General features: G+C 54.9%; 23 protein-coding genes and 1 pseudogene. 23 read left to right on the top strand and 1 reads right to left on the bottom strand.

The genetic code is table 11. From position 1 onward, the window contains the following. Positions 1 to 124 precede the first annotated feature (124 nt). The 22 genes from DAQ1742_RS07675 to DAQ1742_RS07570 all read left to right on the top strand — a co-directional run bounded on the left by DAQ1742_RS07675 (position 125) and on the right by DAQ1742_RS07570 (position 16901). The gene (locus DAQ1742_RS07675; protein WP_067486436.1) at positions 125 to 676 is read left to right on the top strand and encodes a phage virion morphogenesis protein; all 552 of its coding nucleotides are present in this window, start codon (positions 125 to 127) and stop codon (positions 674 to 676) included. A 206-nt stretch (positions 677 to 882) separates the two neighbouring features. Beyond that, entirely contained in the window at positions 883 to 2022 is a 1140-nt protein-coding gene (locus DAQ1742_RS07670; RefSeq protein WP_035345445.1) for a phage protease, read from the top strand. Beyond that, complete coding sequence (locus tag DAQ1742_RS07665; protein WP_035345447.1) at positions 2015 to 2410, top strand: hypothetical protein; 396 nt, start codon at positions 2015 to 2017, stop codon at positions 2408 to 2410. Before DAQ1742_RS07670 ends, DAQ1742_RS07665 begins: the two co-directional genes overlap by 8 nt. A 17-nt stretch (positions 2411 to 2427) precedes the next feature. After that, a complete protein-coding gene (locus tag DAQ1742_RS07660; RefSeq protein WP_035345450.1) occupies positions 2428 to 3336 on the top strand; it encodes a Mu-like prophage major head subunit gpT family protein in 909 nt (302 codons plus the stop codon). Continuing rightward, on the top strand, positions 3336 to 3701 hold the full coding sequence (locus tag DAQ1742_RS07655; protein WP_035345452.1) for an HI1506-related protein: 366 nt from the start codon (positions 3336 to 3338) through the stop codon (positions 3699 to 3701). The genes DAQ1742_RS07660 and DAQ1742_RS07655 overlap by 1 nt, the downstream gene beginning before the upstream one ends. After that, complete coding sequence (locus DAQ1742_RS07650) at positions 3701 to 4129, top strand: gp436 family protein (RefSeq protein WP_035345455.1); 429 nt, start codon at positions 3701 to 3703, stop codon at positions 4127 to 4129. Before DAQ1742_RS07655 ends, DAQ1742_RS07650 begins: the two co-directional genes overlap by 1 nt. 5 nt (positions 4130 to 4134) lie before the next feature. After that, on the top strand, positions 4135 to 4794 hold the full coding sequence (locus DAQ1742_RS07645) for a DUF1834 family protein (protein ID WP_035346450.1): 660 nt from the start codon (positions 4135 to 4137) through the stop codon (positions 4792 to 4794). Further along, positions 4775 to 4987, top strand: coding sequence for a DUF2635 domain-containing protein (locus DAQ1742_RS07640; protein ID WP_083960943.1), 213 nt, complete (start codon positions 4775 to 4777; stop codon positions 4985 to 4987). The genes DAQ1742_RS07645 and DAQ1742_RS07640 overlap by 20 nt, the downstream gene beginning before the upstream one ends. Then, positions 4980 to 6401 (top strand): phage tail sheath C-terminal domain-containing protein, encoded by a 1422-nt coding sequence (locus DAQ1742_RS07635; protein WP_067486439.1) that lies wholly within the window; start codon positions 4980 to 4982, stop codon positions 6399 to 6401. Before DAQ1742_RS07640 ends, DAQ1742_RS07635 begins: the two co-directional genes overlap by 8 nt. Positions 6402 to 6417: 16 nt before the next feature. After that, a complete protein-coding gene (locus DAQ1742_RS07630; RefSeq protein ID WP_035345461.1) occupies positions 6418 to 6795 on the top strand; it encodes a hypothetical protein in 378 nt (125 codons plus the stop codon). Positions 6796 to 6797: 2 nt separating this feature from the next. Next, complete coding sequence (locus DAQ1742_RS07625) at positions 6798 to 7172, top strand: hypothetical protein (protein WP_035345463.1); 375 nt, start codon at positions 6798 to 6800, stop codon at positions 7170 to 7172. Between the two features lie 5 nt (positions 7173 to 7177). After that, the gene (locus tag DAQ1742_RS07620) at positions 7178 to 7321 is read left to right on the top strand and encodes a hypothetical protein (protein WP_158513798.1); all 144 of its coding nucleotides are present in this window, start codon (positions 7178 to 7180) and stop codon (positions 7319 to 7321) included. Beyond that, positions 7322 to 9637, top strand: a complete 2316-nt coding sequence (locus DAQ1742_RS07615; RefSeq protein WP_067486442.1) for a phage tail tape measure protein — start codon at positions 7322 to 7324, stop codon at positions 9635 to 9637. Next, positions 9637 to 11001 (top strand): DNA circularization protein, encoded by a 1365-nt coding sequence (locus DAQ1742_RS07610; protein WP_035345470.1) that lies wholly within the window; start codon positions 9637 to 9639, stop codon positions 10999 to 11001. Before DAQ1742_RS07615 ends, DAQ1742_RS07610 begins: the two co-directional genes overlap by 1 nt. Beyond that, positions 10985 to 12208, top strand: a complete 1224-nt coding sequence (locus DAQ1742_RS07605; RefSeq protein ID WP_035345473.1) for a phage baseplate assembly protein — start codon at positions 10985 to 10987, stop codon at positions 12206 to 12208. The genes DAQ1742_RS07610 and DAQ1742_RS07605 overlap by 17 nt, the downstream gene beginning before the upstream one ends. Continuing rightward, the gene (locus tag DAQ1742_RS07600) at positions 12198 to 12758 is read left to right on the top strand and encodes a phage baseplate assembly protein V (RefSeq protein ID WP_035345476.1); all 561 of its coding nucleotides are present in this window, start codon (positions 12198 to 12200) and stop codon (positions 12756 to 12758) included. The genes DAQ1742_RS07605 and DAQ1742_RS07600 overlap by 11 nt, the downstream gene beginning before the upstream one ends. A gap of 65 nt (positions 12759 to 12823) precedes the next feature. Then, the gene (locus DAQ1742_RS07595; protein WP_035345479.1) at positions 12824 to 13171 is read left to right on the top strand and encodes a phage GP46 family protein; all 348 of its coding nucleotides are present in this window, start codon (positions 12824 to 12826) and stop codon (positions 13169 to 13171) included. Further along, on the top strand, positions 13172 to 14233 hold the full coding sequence (locus DAQ1742_RS07590) for a baseplate J/gp47 family protein (protein WP_035345482.1): 1062 nt from the start codon (positions 13172 to 13174) through the stop codon (positions 14231 to 14233). It abuts the gene before it with no gap. Beyond that, the gene (locus DAQ1742_RS07585; protein ID WP_035345485.1) at positions 14230 to 14796 is read left to right on the top strand and encodes a YmfQ family protein; all 567 of its coding nucleotides are present in this window, start codon (positions 14230 to 14232) and stop codon (positions 14794 to 14796) included. The genes DAQ1742_RS07590 and DAQ1742_RS07585 overlap by 4 nt, the downstream gene beginning before the upstream one ends. Beyond that, positions 14793 to 15404 (top strand): phage tail protein, encoded by a 612-nt coding sequence (locus tag DAQ1742_RS20860; protein ID WP_408609437.1) that lies wholly within the window; start codon positions 14793 to 14795, stop codon positions 15402 to 15404. The genes DAQ1742_RS07585 and DAQ1742_RS20860 overlap by 4 nt, the downstream gene beginning before the upstream one ends. Before the next feature lie 85 nt (positions 15405 to 15489). Further along, the gene (locus DAQ1742_RS07575; protein WP_180706277.1) at positions 15490 to 16095 is read left to right on the top strand and encodes a tail fiber assembly protein; all 606 of its coding nucleotides are present in this window, start codon (positions 15490 to 15492) and stop codon (positions 16093 to 16095) included. Between the two features lie 104 nt (positions 16096 to 16199). Continuing rightward, positions 16200 to 16901, top strand: a complete 702-nt coding sequence (locus DAQ1742_RS07570; RefSeq protein ID WP_035346460.1) for a Mom family adenine methylcarbamoylation protein — start codon at positions 16200 to 16202, stop codon at positions 16899 to 16901. A gap of 312 nt (positions 16902 to 17213) precedes the next feature. Here the strand turns inward: DAQ1742_RS07570 and DAQ1742_RS07565 are convergent. Further along, positions 17214 to 18016: pseudogene (locus DAQ1742_RS07565) on the bottom strand (peptidylprolyl isomerase); the annotation flags it as partial. A 27-nt stretch (positions 18017 to 18043) separates the two neighbouring features. On the opposite strand from DAQ1742_RS07565, the gene DAQ1742_RS07560 reads away from it, so the two are divergent. Next, positions 18044 to 18904 (top strand): fibronectin type III domain-containing protein, encoded by an 861-nt coding sequence (locus DAQ1742_RS07560; RefSeq protein ID WP_232046609.1) that lies wholly within the window; start codon positions 18044 to 18046, stop codon positions 18902 to 18904. Positions 18905 to 18955 lie beyond the last annotated feature (51 nt).

Below are 18955 nucleotides of genomic sequence, written 5' to 3'. Positions count from 1 at the left end.
GGCGGGATGAATAGCGCCGGACTCGAACCGGATCATGCTCTGACGGTCATGGCCGTAGCAGCAACCGTTACCCATTGGAAACAACTACTCACTCGCCGCTGATTAATTATACATCAGGATAATCATGAGCAACAGTTACGAGATCAAATACAACATTACCGATTTTGAAAAAGGTCTTGGCGAGCTGATACAGCGCCTGGAACACCGCGAGCCGTTGATGCGTGAGCTGGCGGCGGCGATGCACGATGCTGTCGAAGAGAATTTCGCATCGCAGGGTCGGCCTGCATGGGCGGGATGGAGTCCGCGTTATGCCCAACAGCGCCAGGGCGGGAAAATTTTGCAGAAATCCGGCCGTTTGGCTACAAGCATCAACGAATATTCAGACAATGACACCGCGACTGTCGGCACAAACGTTGCCTATGCCCGCATCCACCAGGAAGGCGGCACAATCAACATCCCCGCCCGCAGTCAGCAGGCCTACTACAGGCAGCACAAGGATGGCAGTATCGGCAACCGGTTCGTCAAAAAATCACGGTCTAACTTTGCGCAGTGGAACACCATCGGTGAATACAAAATTAAGATGCCGGCGCGGCCGTTCCTGCACCTCACCGAGCCAGATGTGGACGGGATGGAAACGACGGCGCAAACCTATTTGCAACGTGTCATTGATGCATAGCGCTGAATGCGTCTGTATGCGGTTATCGCGTTGAATCCACACCATCACAGTATCGCGAGTGCTACAGCGGCGTAAAATCGTTTTTAAACGGGTTTTAAAAACGGTTGCATCCGTTATCATGACCGCATTAACGACCCCACCCCGCATTATCACCCACTGAACCCCATCACATTATTTCTGTTTTCAGGCTGACTTACCTTCTCAGCATGAAAAAGAAACCGCTCATTGCCGCCCTGGCGGTAGAAATCAATAAAGCCTCGTTGGGCACTATTCAGTTGTTCCCCGCTGGCGAGTTCCGCGCCCGTGATGGTCGCCCAGCTGAATGCGATTGCTGGCTAATGAACGCCGAGATTGCCCAGGTGTTGATCGCAGCGGCGGCGGCATCAAAAACGCCGTTTGTGCTGGACTATGAGCATCAAACTCTGAATGCAGCAAAAAACGGTCAGCCCGCCCCGGCTGCTGCGTGGTTCCATGCGCTCGAGTGGCGTGATGGTGAGGGATTGTTTGCTGTCGACGTGCAGTGGACGAAAACCGCAGCAGCGATGATTGATGCTGATGAATACCGCTATATATCCCCTGTTTTCTCCTATGACAAGTCAGGTCGTGTGCGGCAACTGCTGCACGCAGCGCTGACTAACACGCCGGCCCTTGATGACATGGAGGCTGTCATTTTGGCCGCCACCTCGTTGTTGATGGCTGCAACAACCACAAACGAGGACACTATGGACGAACTATTGGAGCGTCTGCGCTGGATGCTGAATTTGCCAATCACAGCAACGGCAGAAGACATTACCGCCGAGTTAAACAAACTCATTGATCAACTGGCCGCCGCGCCAGCCGGAACGGCAGCGGCATCGTTTCAGACGCTGTCTGCCACCCCGTTCAACCTGATTGAAAGACTCACGGCAGATGCCGCAAACGTTGCTGCACTGACCGCGCAGGTTGCCAGTCCCGACCCGGCCAAATGGGTGCCGGTTTCGGTGATGCAGCAATCTGTTGCCGAAGCGCTCGCAACCGCAAACAACAACGTCGCTGTCCTGGCGCAGCAGCAATGCACTGAGCTGATTGCCGCAGCATTGTCCGATGGTCGGTTGCTGCCCGCACAAAAATCCTGGGCGGAATCTCTGGCGGCGTCGTCCCCGGACAGTCTGAAAGACTTCCTGTCAAAAGCACCCAAAATCGCTGCGCTGACGTCTACCCAGACCGGTGGCCTGCCGCCCACTGGCGCACCGAAGAAAGCCCCTACGGCGCAGGACGACGATGTTATCGACCCGGCTATCTGTTCGTTAATGGGTGTTGATCCCGCAGATGTTGTCCAGTTTATCAAGGAGAACCGCAATGAGTGATCGCAACACACCGCACCGCGACGGCGAGCTGTTCGCCGTTCCCGTCGCGGCCAGCACTGAGATTTACGGCGGCCACATCATCGCCGCCAATGCTGCCGGTTATGCCGTTCCGGCCACAGCTAACGCAGCACAGGTCACGCTGGGCGTCAGTGACGGCTGGGTTGATAACAGTACCGGTGCGAATGGGGATGCTGACGCTATCGTGCGCCGTGGCCGCGCCTGGCTGTTTGCCAATTCCTCCGCCGATGCCGTTACCCAGGCGTCAGTCGGGCAAAACTGCTACGTCGTGGACAGCCAGACCGTCGCAAAGACCAGCAACGGCAGTGCTCGACCAGTTGCCGGTAAGGTTCAGGCTATCGCTGATGATGGCGTGTGGGTTCTGATCTGATTTAAAGGAGAAATACTGTGTTAGTGAATGCAGGCAATGTTCGTCAGATTTTTATCAATCTGAAAACCACGTTTCAGAAGGCGTTTAAGCAGGCGTCGTCTGACTGGCAAAAGGTCGCAATGCTTGTGCCATCGACAGGGAAGGAGAACGATTACTCCTGGCTATCCCGCTTCCCAAAAATGCGGGAGTGGATCGGCGACAAGGCGATCAAGTCGCTGGAAGCCTTTAACTACACCATCCGTAACAAGGACTGGGAAGCCACTGTCGAAGTTGACCGCAACGACATCGAAGACGATCAGCTTCTTGGCTACGGTATGCAGGCGCAAGCAGCCGGTCAATCCGCCGCTGAACTGCCTGCGGATATCGTCTTTGCGTTGTTGAGTGATGGATTTACGAATCTGTGCTACGACTCCCAGCCGTTCTTTGATGTTGACCACCCCGTTGCAGGTCGTTCGGTATCCAATAAAAGCACCAAAGCGTTGTCGGCCGCATCGCTGGCGGCTGCGCGGGCCAGTTATGGTGCAGCCCGCACTGCATTGCGTGCAATGAAGGACGATCAGGGGGCATCCCTGCGCATTACCCCCGGCCTGCTGGTTGTTCCCCCTGCGCTGGAAGATGTGGCGAATTATCTGATGACGGCCGACCGCTTCCCGGATAACACGCCCAACACGTACAAAGGAACGGCTGAAGTGCTGGTGGTGCCGGAGCTGAAAACCGATACCGAGTGGTTCCTACTTGATAACGCGCAGTTGATGAAACCGTTGATCTACCAGGAGCGTAAAAAGCCGGAATTTGTTGAGCAGACGGATTACAGCAACGACAACGTCTTCTCTCGCAAGAAATTCCGGTTTGGGGCAGAAGCCCGCGCCAACGGCGGCTACGGCTTCTGGCAAATGGCCTATGGCTCAACGGGAGTAGACGCATAATGCCAATCCAAATTACCGCCCGCGTTGAAGGCTTTCGGCGTTGCGGCATCGCACACAGCGCGAAAACCCGGACTTATCACGATGACGAGTTCACTGCCGAAGAACTGGCGACGCTGGAGGCCGAGCCGCAGTTGATCGTCGTGCGTATCAGTGACGAACGGGAAACCGCCAATGATAGTGCGGCGCTGTCCGCCGCCCAGGTTCGCATTGCTGAACTGGAGGTCGCTGTGCAGGAACGAGACGCCCAGCTGACAGCCGCGCAGGACGCCGTTGCGGCGCTGACGACAGAGCGTGATGCGCTCAAGGCTCAGTTAGCCGCAGCGGCAACGGCAACGGCAACCGATGATGGCAAGGCGAAGAAATAATGTACGCGACCCGCGATGACATGGTGCTGGCATTCGGTGAGCGTGAGTGTGTCTCGCTCACCGACCGGGCTTTCGCCGGTGAAATTGACGATGAGGTACTGACTGGCGCGCTGACCCGCGCCAGTGCTGAAATCGACAGCTATCTCGCCGGGCGCTACCCGGTGCCGTGGACTGACACGCCGCGAATTCTGGTCGGTCGCTGCTGCGATGTTGCCCGGTATTTGCTGTGTGGTTCGGGCCAGATGACAGATGAAATCCGCGCGCGTTACGAGGACGCCATTCGTTACCTTGAGCGCGTTGCAGATGGGCGCATCACGCTCGGTCGTCTGCCGTCAGGTGATGTGGTTCAGCCATCGGGAACCAGCACGACATTCACGTCGGCCGGGCGTCGGTTTGGGCGGGACTCTACTCAGGGAGGTGCATTTTGAACACCATCAAAGATATCGAACTGGCAATCATCGACAGGCTAAAGCGCGGGCTCGGGCGGATTGCGCCGACTGTGTGCTCGTATGGTGGTGAGCTGGATGGAGAACCGGCAGAAATCGCCCGCGCGCTGCCCGCCTGCTGGGTGACGTTTGGCGGTATACAGAGGACTGAAAATGCCAATCTCACTAAACGTAAGTACAGAACACTCGGCCGTTTCGTGGTGATTGTGGGTGAGCGCAGCGTGCGCAGTGAAGAAGCGTCGCGGCATGGCGGTGCGCGTCTTGACGAGGTCGGGACGTACCGCATGGTTACCGCTGTCCGTCGCTTGCTGTCTGGGCAGGATATGGCTGATGCCGGGCTAAGTATTCAGGCGCTGATGCCAGGGCGCGTTAGAACGCTGTTTAACACGAGCCTGAAAGACAACGCGCTGTCGGTTTTTGCGTGTGAGTTCGACACGGCATGGATGGAAGAGGCGCTGGAAAACGGCAAGTACCCGCGGTCTGGTGTCGCACCATTCCACCCGGATGCGATTTTCAGCGGCTATTCCGGACAGGTAAGTGAAGACGACCCGGACTGGCTGAGAACACGCTTTAGCTACGACATTCCACAAACCCCGGCCCGGCCGGATGCAGAGGAAATCATCACTCATGTCACAGATAACAGTTAAAGCGGCACCTGGTGTGCGCGTGCCGCGTGAAGAAAACGCCCGGCGCTATATCGATGATGCGCCAGTGCATGTGGAGCGCACGGCGTATTACTTGCGCCAGATTTCAGCCGGTGACCTGGTGATCGTCCCGGATGAAAAGGCGGTATCCGGGCCGAATGTGAAGACCAAAGCGGAGGCAAACAACGATGGCTAGCCCTAATGTCACGTTTTACGAAATTCCAGGCAGCACACGCAAGCCCGGTCGGTATTTCGAATTCAACACTCGCCTGGCGGTGCGTTCGCTACCTGGCAATCAGCAAACAGTATTGATGCTGGCTCAGATGCTGCCGACTGGCACGCAGCCGCCATTAACGGCTGTCGATGTGTTTTCCTCTGACGAGGCCGAAACCTATTTCGGCGCGGGTTCGATGGCGCATCTGATGGTGGTCAGCGCGCTGACCTGTTACAGCTACCTGCAATTACAGGTCATCGGCATCAGTGATGCGACCGGCGCACAGCCTGCTTCCGGTACGGTCACGGTGACGGGCCCGGCCGCAGGTAACGGCACGATGAGTGTGTGGGTTGGGACAGCCCGCGTCAACGTTGCTGTGTCAACCGGTGACACCGCTGCTGCCATTGCAACTGATATGGTGGCGGCGCTGAATCAACAGGCGGCGCTACCGGTGACGGCTGTGGCGGCCAATGGCGTTATCACGTTCACGGCCAAAAACAAAGGGGCGGCGGGTAACGAAATCGTACTGCGGGCGGCGGCAACTGCGTCGGGCGTCAGTGTTGCAGCAACGGCAATGACCGGCGGCGAAATTAACCCGGACATCGCACCCGCGCTGGCACACGTGTTCTCTGCGGGCCATAGCATCATCGTTTGTCCGTATGCGACGCAGGATGCGCTAACCGAACTGCGTTCGCACCTGGACAACGCATCCGGGCCGCTGGAGCAGCGTGGTGTCATCGGCGTCACTGGCTGGAAAAACTCGCTGTCAACCGGTATCACGCTGACGTCGAGCATTAATGCCGGACGTATCACAGCGGGATGGCACCGCGACTCTGTCTGTACCGTCGCACAAATCGCGGCAGGGTATGCCGCAATGGTGGCGAGCGAGGAAGACCCGGCACGGCCGCTCAACACCCTGGCAATGTCGGCGCTCGACGTGACCGCGCTGGCGTCACGCCCGATGCGCACCGAGCAGGAAAAAGCCTTGTATAACGGCCTGGCTCCTTTCGAGATCGGCCCCGGCGACACGGTGCAGATAGTGCGTGCAATCAGTACCTATACAAAAAGCGCGGCCGGTGTTGACGATGTGGCCCTGCTGGATATCACAACCATTCGCACCCTCGACTATGTGCGCAAGGCTTGCCGTGAGCGCATCACGCTGCGTTTCCCGCGCGACAAGCTGAGTTCCCGCACGCCTGCAAAGGTTCGCAGCGAGTTACTGGATGTGCTCTACAAGCTGGAAGAGCTGGAGATCATCGAGAACGTCGACGCAAACAAAGGCGCGCTGATTGTTGAGCGTGATTCGCAAGACATGAACTGCCTGAATGCTGCCATCCCTGTTGATGTTGTGAATGGGTTGCACGTGTTTGCGGGCCGCATCGACCTGTTGCTGTAACTGACGGAGAAAAACAATGGCTATTGAGGAATACGTCGGGTCAATCGTTCTTGAGATTGACAGCCGTGAGCTGGAATGTACTGACCTGAAGGTCACATCGAAGACGGGACGAAAACTCGTCAAAACGATGAACAAAACCGGGCGTGCGAAGGGCTTCGCTCGGGGTATCGCTGAATATCAGCTGGCGGCAACAGTGGTGATTCCGTTGGATGGTGACCTGGACTGGGAGGGCATGGAGGGTGTGAAAATCACGCAATACCCATTATCCGGCTCAGGCGGCAAACGCACCACGTACATGGACTGTTTTACGACGGATGTCGGCGCGCAGTACTCAACTGACAACGAAGCGAAGCGCGATATCACGTTTCAGTGCTTGAGAGTAGTAGAGGAATAACAATGGCCCAGTTACTGCACGGAATTGAAATCGACGGCCAGTTGCATTTTGAGTTCAGCGCCCGCCTGCCCGTTATCGGCGACACCGTTGATGCTCTGGCTGTGACGCATGACGCACGCGGTACGACAGCCGGCCCTGCCGCCTCGCTGTTCTACCGGGTCGCGGTTACATCCAGCGTGCTGACCCTGCCGGGTGTCGATGCTGAAAAAATCACGCCGGAACTACTGCTTGATCAACTGTCTGACGACGATTTTGATGTGATTGACGCGGAGATTGAAAACATCAAAAAAAAGCGGATGCGCGAGAATCCCAACTTGCCGGATACCGAGCAGCAACCCTCGCCCTCGGCCGATACGGCATCACAGAAGCAAGAATAGCTGCTATGACCCGCCCGGAACTGGATGGGTATCTCAACGCGCTGGCGGTACTGAATGGCGGCAAACCTGCCGCCGATAAGCAACAGTCAGGTGGTAACACTCGCGTTATTAAGTCGATGAGAAAGAAACGCAAGCAACGAGGCAAATAAATGGCGCGCAATCTGCAACTGGCGTTAACGCTGACCGCGAAAGATGCTGGCTCACAAGTGCTACGAAAGGCGATGGCCGACGCGGTGACGGCAACGAAAAATGCTGAACGGGCATCAACTGAACTGGCTACCACACAGCAGAAAGCGAGTACAACGGGCATTCAGGCGTCGCGTGCACTGTCGTCTGAGTTTCAGCGGGTGGCAAATGCCAGGGAAACGCTCGGCATTCGTTCGGAACGGCAGATACAGCGCGAGATACAGCAGACGATGTCGGCTTACAACCGTCTTACACGCAGCGGCATGTTGTCGGCGAATGATCAACGCCGTGCGTTTGCGGCGATGACTGAGCAGTTGACGCGGCTGCGCACTGAGCTGAATGGTACGGCAAGCGCAATGGGTAAGTTTGAGCGACTGCGTAATGCCGGGGCCAGCGCAGCGGCAGTGGCGGGTGGTGTTGCTGCGGCGGCGGCTGTGGTGTCGCAGCCGATAAAAAACGCTCAATCGTATGAGTTTCGTCTGGCGAATATGGCGAACACCGCGTATGCAGACCGGGATATTGCTGGACGCCAGGCCGGTATGGGTGAGCTGGATAATGTGATTCGTGACTCTGTTAAATTTGGGGGCGGAACAAAAGAGGGGGCGGCGGAAACACTCGATACGCTGCTGGCGTCTGGTGCTGTCGAAATGGATTCGGCCAAAGCGATGTTGCCGGTGTTGCAGAAATACTCGACAGCGACAGGGACTGACTCAAAAGATCTGGCGCAGATTGCGATACGGCTAAAGCAGACATTCGGCATATCGGATAAGGACATCGGAAAAGCGCTGAATATGGCTATTTCTGCTGGTCAGGGCGGCGGATTTGAACTAAAAGACATGGCCAAGTGGTTGCCTCAGCAATTGGCGTTAGCCGGGTCTGCGGGGATGAAGGGGCTGGGTGATTTTTCAGTGCTGCTGGGGTTAAACCAGGCGTCTGTGATCACTGCGGGGACAAAAGACGAAGCTGGTAATAACGCAGTGAACCTATTGCAAAAAATTAACAGTCAGGACGCCGCTAATGCAGCAAAGCGAATAAAAATCAACGGTAAGGGAATCGACCTTCCGGGCTCAATTGCGGCTGCGCGCAGTAAAGGCATGAACGCGCTGGATGCATTTGTCGGCATTGTTGATAAGGTTGTCGAAAACAACCCAGAGTACAAAAAACTACAGGAAAAACTGGCTACAGCAAAAGGCGCCGAGCGTCACGAAATAATTGAGTCGATGGCGAAGATTTTAGAGGGATCTGCCGTCGGTTCGATGGTCGCAGATCGTCAGGCATTGATGGCACTAATGGCGTATCGCAGTAACAAGCAGTACGCAAAAGACATCGCGAAAAATGCTAACGCACAGCGTTACTTGCAGGATGGCGAAACGGCGGGCGATAAAAATTTTCAGCTGATACAAGGCACTGGGGTTTTCAAGGCGGAGCAGTTGGGTAATGCGGCGGATCTTGGTCAGATTGATGCTGTCAAACCGCTTGCAGATGTGATCGGGCGCATATCTGGGCTTCTGACCGATTACGCGAACGAATACCCGGCACTGACAACGGCGGTATCCGGTGCGACAGTCGGCGTTAAAGCGTTGGCGGCGGCGGCGGCTGTTTTTGCTGGAATGCGATTGTTGGGGGGTGGAAAAATCCCAGGCATTACCGGCTCTGGTGGTAAAACTGACGGTTTCAATCCGATGGATTTGATTACTGGTGGTAACGCGAGTGGTGCAGTGCCAGTGTATGTAACGAATTGGCAAGATCAAGGGGGGAAAGATGACGGCTTGCTTGATAAAGCCAAGGACCTGCCGGGTCGGATTGGCAAGTATGCGGCATACGGTGCGTTTGCGCTAGCAGTTGCGTCAATCGCGACAATGACAACTCCGGAGGAGGAGGATGAGCTGCAAAATGGCCCGGCAAAATGGGATGAGCTAAAAAATAACTACGGACAGGATACGATTGATGCGGCACGTAAGCGCTATCAGCCTTGGTATCAAGTTGGGCGTGGGTATGCAAAAGAAAACGAAGAATGGATCAAAAAATACCTGGCTGATAATGTCAGCGACGAAAGCGGGAGTTGGTGGAGCAAGCCATCAACAATTGGACAGGGCGCAGGCGGTGTCACGTCGTCTTATCTGATGCAAATCCCTCAGCAGCCGGTTGCCACCCCTCAGCCTCAGCCGCCTATCACTCACATCACAAAAATCGAATTGGATAGCCGCGTACTCGCCGAGGCGGTGAACGAGTACAACGGCACGCAAGCTGTCCGGGGTTCAGTTGGGGGTGGCTACTAATGGCATGGACTGACAATTTGCAGGACGCGAAGTTTCGCGGTATCAGGTTCGATGTCGTAAACGTCAAAGACGGCGAGCAACGCGACATTGCACAAGACGAATACCCGTACATTGACGGCGCAGACGTGCGCGATATGGGGGCAAAGCCACACACTGTTGCTGTGCGCGCGGTTTTTTTTGGTGACGACTATGAGGTCAGGCTGCAGGCGTTTATCGAGGCGCTGCGTAAACGCGGTGCGGCAGAGTTGATACACCCGGTGTTTGGCTCAATGCCTGCCATGCAGGTCACTGATTTTAGCATCGAACACGAAGCCGACAGTATAGATTACTGCACTGTTGATGTGCAGTTTATGCAGTCAACGCCTGGCAATCCGTTTTTTGTCACAAACTATCCGCAATCCAAGGCCGACGAGCTGTTCAGTCGCTCGCAGTCGCTGATTGACAGCACAAGTAAGATGCTGGAGAACGTCACAAAGCCATTGCGCACGGCAAAGGCGATGATGAATAAGGTAAAAGGCCTGGCGAACGGCGCGCTAAACATGATTGCGGTTTTCCGCAGTGATATCTCCGGGTTCGTCAGTAGCGTCACAGATTTTGTCAATTATCCGGCCGCGTTCCTGCGTGATTTGCAGTCAGCATTATCGCTGAAAACCGGGGCGTCAAAATCCAGCCTGCACTCGTCCTATACCGGCTCGTACAGCGGGGCGGATGCGGCGACGGAACAAGCTGCAGCAGCAACAGCGTATACAGCATCCCCTGCAGTTGTGATGTCCGACTGGTCAAATACGCAAACCGCGCTGACCGCCGTTCAGGCCATGCCCACCGACATTATGACAGGCAGCGTTGACGCGGCGGTTGAGATGCCGCCACAACTCACGACGTCGGATATCATTGAGTTAATTGTTGTCGTCACCATTGTTGTTGCAATCGAAGCAGCAGCAGAAGCATCTGCCGTACTTGAGGATGCGGCTATCACCGCAGTATTGACGCCGGATGACGTCGAGAAAATCACCAGCGATACGCGCACGATGATCCAGACAGCAATTGACAGTACGCGCACCGCCTTTGAGCCAGCGATGAACGATATCAGCAGTAGCGAACAACCAACGGGGCTGACATATCAGCCGGTTATCGAGCAGCTAAAAGCCGTCGCGCTGCTGGTACAAGAGATGGCGGCGGCGGTTATTGAATCGAAACCACAACTGATTCAACGCACTGTCGCCGCCCCCGGAAATCTGCACCTGGTGGCGCATCTTTGGTATGGCGACTATACGCGCGCTGACGAGTTGCAACGGCTGAATCCGCAGGTGTGTGACCCTAACGGACTTGTCGCGGGAGACGTGCTCAATGCCTACGCAGAGTGATAACAATACAGTCTCAATTATCGTCAACGGCAAGGCGCACAGCGCGTGGTCGCGCTATCAGATTGACAGTGATTTTCTGGTTCCGGCCGATGCATGGAGCGTTAGCCTGGGGCTACCTGAAGGGGCATTTCCGACGGGCATCACGCGTGGTGCGCCGGTACAAGTGAAAATAGGTGCAGACGTTGTGATGATTGGCCGCATTGATCGCATTCGCCGCGCGGCAAGCAAGCGCGGTTTGACGCTTTCGCTCAGTGGTCGCGATAATATGTCTATATTGGTCGATTGTGCCGCCCCGCTGTTAACATCGCGCCAAATTGGGCTTGAAGAGGTTATCGCTCAGGTGGTTCGCCCGCTCGGCATCACAAAAATCCAGCTGAACGCAGAAAGCTCCATGCGTAATGACAAGATTTCAACAGAACCTGGTGAGCGCGCCTGGGATTTGCTGCATCGGGCGTGCGCCGGGCGCGGGCTGTGGCCGTGGTTTTCCCCGGATGGGACGCTGATGATCGGCGGCCCGGATTACACCGCTCCGCCTGTTGCGACACTGATTTTGCGGCAGGACGGCAAAGGCAATAACGTGATTCAGCTCGACGATGAGAGCAGCGAAGACCGCTCGTTCTCTGAATTGACGGTGTTAGCGCAAGGGCACGCGCACACGACAAAAAAGTCAAAAAAGCTGGCGATTGTCGATGTCGATAACGCATCGACAGCAACCGCGTCTGAGTCTGATGATGAAGACAACGATGATGACGAGCTGGACATGTACACCGGCACTGCTGAAACCGGTATGCACGGCCTGAACGCCAGGGCATATGACCCGTCCGTGACGCATTACCGGCCGCAAATCATCGTCTGCGGGGATGCGGAGAGTCAGGAGCAGATGAACTATCGCGCACGCAAGGCGATGGCTGATGCGCGCCTTGCCGGTTACGACATGACTGCTGTCGTTGCAGGGCATCGCACATCTGACGGCCGGTTGTGGGAGCCGGGTCAGCGCATTCACGTTATCAGTGATGTGCATGGCATCAACGCCGTGTATTTTCTGATGGGTCGTGAGTTCGTCGGTGGCAGGCAGGACGGCGTGCGCACGACGCTGAGACTGAAAGAAGACGGCGTCTGGATACCTGACGCGTTTCCGAAGAAAAAGCGCAAGCGCCACCGCAAACACAAAAACAAGCAGCAACTGGGGATTGTCGATGTGGGATAATGTTGAAGCAAAGATTCGCCGGGCAATGAACAGCGTCAGGCAAGCGTTTAGGGTGCGTTTATCGCGTGTTAACAGCGTGGGGCCGGTGCAGACGTTTCAGGCAAATGGGCTGGCTGGGGAACAGATTCAAGATGCTGAGTTGTTCCAGCATTATGGATTTACGTCAAACCCGCCGCCAGGCACTATGGGGGTTGTGATCCCGCTGGGCGGCAGAACGTCGCATAGCGTCGTTGTCGCCACCGAGTCGGCGTCGTATCGAATCAAAGCGCTTTCGTCGGGAGAGGTTGCGATTTATACCAATGAAGGCGCGGCAATTGCACTAAAAAAGGGGCGCATAATTACGGTTGATTGCGATGAATATCGGGTCAACTGTAAAAAATATATTGTCAATGCGAATGAAGGGGCGGATTTTAATACACCTTTATTAAAGGCAAGTGAAGAAATCGCAGATAAAACATCAACGATGAGTCGCGTCCGCGAAATTTACGACGGACATAACCACCCTGGCGATTCCGGCGGCACAACCGGCACACCAAATCAGTCAATGTGATCCCGGCAATACCCACTGAACCCCGTCACATTACTCTCTTTCACCATGCAGGCCATCATGGCTGCATGGACAATTTATTGAACCCAACAACCGGCGATTACGCTGGCACAGCAACGGCCACATTGGCTAATGCTGTGTATATCCGACTCATGACCCCACATGGGTCATATTGGGCTGTGCCGTCGCTGGGTTCAAAGTTGCATCTGCTGACGCGCGAAAAGAATGTTAGTCGCGTCTATACGCTGGCTCGTCAATACGCTGCCGAAGCGTTGCAGCCGCTTATTGATGACGGTCGTGCGACATCAATCGACGTCGCTACAGAGGCGGGCGATAACGGCTGGCTGATTCTGATTATTGATGTGACCGCGCCCGCCGGGCGTGAACTGTTTAAATATCCGGTAAGGGTGAGTTAAATGGCGTTCGTGACAGATTCGTTTGATGAGACGCGCGCAAAAATCCTGGCGGATATTAAAAATTTATTGCCATCGGCTGACGTGTCTGAGGACTCTGATTTTTATATCCGTGCGTCGTCGGTCGCGAGTGTTATTACAGGATTATATCGTCATCAAGCCTGGATAGTCCGGCAGATTTTTCCTGACACGGCGGATACAGAATATCTCGAATGGCACTGCCGGCTGCGGAATATAACGCGCAAGGCACAAACGACAGCATCAGGATTTATTTCAGGAACAGGTGAACCCGGCGCGACGTCAGCAGTGGGGCGCACGATAAATCGTGGCTCTCTGTCGTATACAACAACGCAGGCTGTAACTGTAGGCGCTGACGGTAAGTTTAGCGTCGCTGCCGTCCCCTCTCTTGCTGGCACGGCAGGCAATACAACAGCGGCAGTTACAGGGACATTTACCAGCACGCCGCCAGGGTTCGATAGTGTTGTCACAATAGGTTTGATGGCAGGCGGCACGGAACGGGAGACGGATGCTGAGATGCTCGCCCGCCTGCTCGATGTGATTCGGCGGCCGCCTGCCGGTGGCAATAAATACGATTACAGACGCTGGGCAATGAGTGTTGACGGCGTTAGCGCGGCATACGTTTATCCGCTGCGGCGGGGGCTGGGAACTGTTGATGTGGTAATCACGTCAGCCAGCGGGCTGCCGAGCGCTGAAATTATTAACAAGGTGCAGGCGTATATCGACGACGTCAGGCCGGTCACAGCAAAAAGCACAATGATATTAGCGCCGACCCCCAAGAATGTTGATATTTCCGTCGCAATTAGCGTCAGTGGCGTAACCGTGCAAGCTGTTACGCAAAATATTCGCGATGCGTTGACGAGTTATTTTAACACGCTGGAGCCGGGCGAATCATTTATTCGAAGTCAGGCTGAGATGCTGATATCGCAAATCGGCGGTGTTGTTGACCGCGCTATAGTCAGCCCGGCCGGTAATATTGCGGCGACAGTAAATAACAATATTGTTGAGTGGCTGCGAGCCGGAAATATCACAGTGGCGATGCTATGAAAGAGTTGCTGTCATTATTGTTACCTCCAGTTTCATATAGCCCCAATGCCGAGCAATTATCCACCGAATTAACTGCGGAAGGCGATGCGCTATCTGCAACAAAGGCACGGGCAAACGACGTATTAGGCGCAGTCACCCCGCTGCGTGCAAACGGGCTGCTTTCGGACTGGGAGCGCGTTCTCGGCATCGCTCCTGCGGTTGGGCTGTCGTATCAGCAGCGCCTGGAAGATGTTCTGATAAAAGTCGCTGAGACGGGTGGCCTAAGCATTCCGTACTTCACGGGGCTTGCTAAGAAAATGGGGTACGACATCACGATTGATGAGCTCATGCCGTTTCGGTGTGGAGTCAGTCGCTGCGGGCAGCGTCTGGCATCGACGAACATCCGATTTGTCTGGCGCGTCAATGTCGGGTCATCCTCGGTCAAAAAATACTATTTCAGAACAGGCATTAGTCGTTGCGGTGAGCGATTAATGTCATCGCGGGACGCTGTTATTGAATCTGTATTTAACGAGCTGAAACCTGCACACACACTGTGCGTTTTTAATTATACGGAGGCCAAATGAAGCCGCTAATTCCTGTCACGACGCAGTCGTCAGACGGTGCGTTTTATGATGAGAATAAAGTTACCGGCGAAGAGGGAACAATTGTAGATGCCGCATACATGAATAGTATGCAAGGCGCTGTTCGCAGCATTCAAAGTGAATTGCTGACACTGCTGGGGTTTGCAGGCATCAATGCAGACGGATCATCGACAACGCAACTGATGATGGCTCTGGACTGGCGTTATGCAAAATTAACCGGCTTGACTCAGAAACTGGATATCGCAGATATCGCAGGCATCCCGCTGCCGTGGCCGCAGGCTAGCGCGCCCGCAGGCTGGCTGAAATGTAATGGACAGGCGTTTGACAAAACGCTCTATCCCAGGCTGGCGGCGCTGTATCAGTCTGGCGTATTGCCAGATTTGCGCGGCGAGTTTATTCGCGGCTGGGATGATGGACGCGGGGTAGATATGGGGCGTGGATTGATGTCAGCGCAGGGCGACGCTATTCAGAACCACGGACATGGCGATATGCGCTACTCGGGGCAGGCGGCGAGCGGCGGGAATTTACCAATCATCGACGGTGGCGGGGCGTTTAGTGGTGGCGGGGATTTGATTGGCGTATATCGATAAGGGCGATCTCTGGCGGCCAGCCGCGCGTATCATCTGAAACCCGCCCCCGCAACGTTGCATTTAACTACATCGTGAGGGCCGCATAATGCAAACCAATGAAATCGCTGTATTAGGCGAAAATGGACTGGCGTCAAACACTGGCTGGCTGACGGTTTATCACGCTGATACGCAAACCGGCGAATATAACGGCAGCAGCGATGAGTACCTGATACCGGGCGTGCCCGCACACAGCTATGCCGATGCGCCACCAGCCGATGTAGCGACCGGGCAGGCAGTGCGGCGCGCTGCCGATGGGTTGCGCTGGGAGGTGGTGGCGGACTTTCGCGGTCAAACGGCGTATGACACCCGCACCCGCCAGCCGCAGGTGATTGACACGCTCGGTGATTTGCCGGAACACCTGACGTTGTTGCCGCCATCCGGTGAGTTTGACCGCTGGCAAGACGATACGTGGGTGACGGATACGGCGGCGCAGCACGCCACAACGGTACTGGCGGCGCAGCGCGACCTTGATGCACGGCGGCAGGCCGCCCGTGAGCGCATCAGCGAGCTGACCTATGCCGAAGAACTGGCGATGGCGACAGAGACGGAAACGCGCTTACTGAAAGAGTGGAAAATCTATCTGGTGCAATTAGGTCGCATTAACACTGCCGCCGCACCGGATATCGACTGGCCGACGGAACCAGCACACTGAACGAGGTCATATGACATTCTGAGCCCGCCACCCATATGATCGTATTTGATAATCAATATTTGAATATTGATCTGTTAAATCGATCGTATTGGTGCCTTATAAAGATGAAGAAGTTTACGTCGCGCGTATTAATCAAGCCAGATATCATAAAATACAACGGCTCTATTGTCGGGTATGGCTCACCGGAACTGCGGGTTGAAACAATCCCAGCCTGGCTGGCTCGAGCCATTGTTGTTAACAAGCATTATTCAGGCAGGTTTGTTAATAATTCATATTTGCATCTTGGGGTATTTTCCGGGCGAGATATCGTTGGCGTATTGCAGTGGGGGTATGCGCTAAACCCAGCAAGCGGCAAACGTGTCGTCGAAGGAACAGGAAACAAAGAGTACATGGAGCTAAATAGAATGTGGCTACATGACTGCATGCCGCGCAATTCAGAATCAAGAGCGATCAGCTACTCTCTAAAAACCATCAAGCTCCTACACCCCGGCGTTCAATGGGTTCAGACATTTGCTGATGAGCGCTGTGGCCGTTCCGGGGTTGTCTATCAGGCATCAAATTTTGAATATATCGGCAGTCACTACTCAACGTTTTATGAGTTAGATGGTGAGTTTTATCACTCTATTGCAATGAATGCGATTAAGCGCGGCGGCACTAGAGGTGAATATCTAAGAGAGAACAAAGAGCGAGCTACAGCGCATCGCTTCCGGCAGTTTCGGTATATCAGGTTTCTAAACAAGCGGGCGAGAAAGAGACTAAACACAAAGTTGTTTAATATCCAGCCATACCCGAAAATCACAAACTAAAAGGCGGCGAAAGGTTTTACATAATGCAAAAGGCGCAATATCTGCGCCTTCGCGCTGTGTAAAATCTATTGCAAATCTATGCGAAAAATTTCGCCACGCTACATAGCGCGTTAGAAATACCGGCCAGACTCATGCCAACAATCAGACATAACGCTTTAATTCCTGATTTTTTCATGCTGTATCCTCCTTGTGTTTGACAGCACGGCTACAATGCCCGAGCCAGCCACAGACGACAAACAGCAAACAGGAAAGTGGAAAAGGCCGCGAAAGCGGCCTTTGGGTGTTACAGCTGGTTGCAAAATTTTGCGAAGCTTATTGCACTTCCTGCGCTGCGCTGCCGTACTTGATCTTTGCCTGAGTACGCAGGCTGCCTAACAACGTATCAAACAGGGCACCCATTGAGGTCTGCTCAAGCTGGTTGCCAAACTGTTTTTTCTGATCGTCGGATAAGGCATGCTTTAATCTCATCAAGCGCAACCAAAACCACATTTACCCTCCTGGTCTCGCGCCACGGCATAAGCAGGTTTATCCTTTTTCGGCTGTGGCATGGAGAACACGGTCTGCCCCAGCGCGTCACTCTGAGTGACGGAAGAAAGCACTTTCGCCGCGCTAAAGCTCAACCGGCAGCCGCCAGACTATCACTCTTACCCTGCTTCAAATCCGCCAGAATTTTCTCTGCATCAACCGTCGCCTGCTGCTCTGCTTTCTGACGTTTCAACGCCTGCAAAACCTGATCGCGAACCTGCTCAATAGGCTGAGTTGTTTGCGGTTTATGCTCTGCAACACGCAAGACAAACGCTCTATCACCGTCAAACGCTAATCACATCGAGTTACTGCCGGGAGTACCGTTGTCACCGACCAGCGAACCGCAAAACAGCCTGTGTGACCGGCTGGAAATTAAGCGCGGCGGGTACATTATCCCGGTTAAACCAGTCAGTCTGTTGCGCTTTCACATTCGCAACCTTCTCTGCAGAAGCCAGTGATTCATTATCATTACTGCCGCTTCGCTAATTTTCTGCTGTAGGGCATAAAATGCGTCTAACGCTTTCTCACGCTTCACTTTTTTCCGCCAGCGCCGATCGCACTTCATCCAGCCCTTTCACCCGCTGAACCTGAACGCTGCTGTCACGTCAGGCTCCGTGGTGCAGCTTGACTGGCTGGATTGCTCAGATAACGAGCGAGGCTTTATTGTGGAATACTCGTATGCCGGTCACTTTGAAGAAGGCGCTGACGGTACGGTAGCGAAAGACTATGCCGCCGGTGAGGCCTACACCAGCGCCGAATCGCTGCCACCGGGCAGCACCTCGATTGAGATTGGCACGCTCGCCCCGGCCACCACTTACGCATTCCGGGTGAAGGCCTACAATCAGGCCGGTGATTCTGCCTACTCCAATGTGGTCAGTGTCACCACGCTGCCCGCACAGGCACCAGACGAGGCCTGGAAAACCCAGGATATCGGCAAACCGGCGCACGCAGGCAAAAGCCATGAAGAGAACGGCGTGCTAACGCTGGAAGCGCAGAATGGTGAGATGTGGAGCGCGGAGGATAACACCTACTTTGTCTACCAGACGCTGAAAGGCGACGGCAGCCTCACCGCCCGCCTGATAGACCTGCGCTACAGCGCACCGGATGCCAAAACCGGCATCATGATGCGCAGCGCCCTGAGCGCCAACAGCGCGTATGTCCTGAGCGGTTACACCGCCGCCGCCGGGGCGATGTCACAGTGGCGTAGCCGCGATGGCAGCGCCACCGGCAGTAAAGGCCGCTTCGCCAAGTCAGACGACGGCAGCCAACCGCTCTGGCTACGCCTGACCCGTGACGGCAACGCCTTTATTTCGCAGGTGTCATACGATGGGGTGAACTGGAGTCTGCTAAATAAGCAGATCAATCAAAACATGCCAGACACGCTCTACGTCGGCCTGACGTTGTCATCGCACTCAGGCAGCGCCCCTCATGGCATCAGTGGTATCGTCAGCTTTGATAACGTCAGCATCAAGCGCTGAAAACGACAGGAGAGGCCCACGCCTCTCCTGTTTTACTGTTTCAGTGTTTCA

This window comes from Dickeya aquatica (assembly GCF_900095885.1).
GTDB lineage: Bacteria > Pseudomonadota > Gammaproteobacteria > Enterobacterales > Enterobacteriaceae > Dickeya > Dickeya aquatica.
This window is presented reverse-complemented; position numbering and strand designations above follow the sequence as displayed.

Coding starts and splice junctions, on each gene's coding strand:
- DAQ1742_RS07655 (WP_035345452.1), top strand. CDS start 3,336: ATGCCAATCCAAATTACCGCCCGCGTTGAAGGCTTTCGGCGTTGCGGC.
- DAQ1742_RS07675 (WP_067486436.1), top strand. CDS start 125: ATGAGCAACAGTTACGAGATCAAATACAACATTACCGATTTTGAAAAA.
- DAQ1742_RS07590 (WP_035345482.1), top strand. CDS start 13,172: ATGGCGTTCGTGACAGATTCGTTTGATGAGACGCGCGCAAAAATCCTG.
- DAQ1742_RS07585 (WP_035345485.1), top strand. CDS start 14,230: ATGAAAGAGTTGCTGTCATTATTGTTACCTCCAGTTTCATATAGCCCC.
- DAQ1742_RS07625 (WP_035345463.1), top strand. CDS start 6,798: ATGGCCCAGTTACTGCACGGAATTGAAATCGACGGCCAGTTGCATTTT.
- DAQ1742_RS07620 (WP_158513798.1), top strand. CDS start 7,178: ATGACCCGCCCGGAACTGGATGGGTATCTCAACGCGCTGGCGGTACTG.
- DAQ1742_RS07610 (WP_035345470.1), top strand. CDS start 9,637: ATGGCATGGACTGACAATTTGCAGGACGCGAAGTTTCGCGGTATCAGG.
- DAQ1742_RS07615 (WP_067486442.1), top strand. CDS start 7,322: ATGGCGCGCAATCTGCAACTGGCGTTAACGCTGACCGCGAAAGATGCT.
- DAQ1742_RS07600 (WP_035345476.1), top strand. CDS start 12,198: ATGTGGGATAATGTTGAAGCAAAGATTCGCCGGGCAATGAACAGCGTC.
- DAQ1742_RS07605 (WP_035345473.1), top strand. CDS start 10,985: ATGCCTACGCAGAGTGATAACAATACAGTCTCAATTATCGTCAACGGC.
- DAQ1742_RS07575 (WP_180706277.1), top strand. CDS start 15,490: ATGCAAACCAATGAAATCGCTGTATTAGGCGAAAATGGACTGGCGTCA.
- DAQ1742_RS07635 (WP_067486439.1), top strand. CDS start 4,980: ATGGCTAGCCCTAATGTCACGTTTTACGAAATTCCAGGCAGCACACGC.
- DAQ1742_RS20860 (WP_408609437.1), top strand. CDS start 14,793: ATGAAGCCGCTAATTCCTGTCACGACGCAGTCGTCAGACGGTGCGTTT.
- DAQ1742_RS07640 (WP_083960943.1), top strand. CDS start 4,775: ATGTCACAGATAACAGTTAAAGCGGCACCTGGTGTGCGCGTGCCGCGT.
- DAQ1742_RS07665 (WP_035345447.1), top strand. CDS start 2,015: ATGAGTGATCGCAACACACCGCACCGCGACGGCGAGCTGTTCGCCGTT.
- DAQ1742_RS07650 (WP_035345455.1), top strand. CDS start 3,701: ATGTACGCGACCCGCGATGACATGGTGCTGGCATTCGGTGAGCGTGAG.
- DAQ1742_RS07630 (WP_035345461.1), top strand. CDS start 6,418: ATGGCTATTGAGGAATACGTCGGGTCAATCGTTCTTGAGATTGACAGC.
- DAQ1742_RS07670 (WP_035345445.1), top strand. CDS start 883: ATGAAAAAGAAACCGCTCATTGCCGCCCTGGCGGTAGAAATCAATAAA.
- DAQ1742_RS07595 (WP_035345479.1), top strand. CDS start 12,824: ATGGACAATTTATTGAACCCAACAACCGGCGATTACGCTGGCACAGCA.
- DAQ1742_RS07570 (WP_035346460.1), top strand. CDS start 16,200: ATGAAGAAGTTTACGTCGCGCGTATTAATCAAGCCAGATATCATAAAA.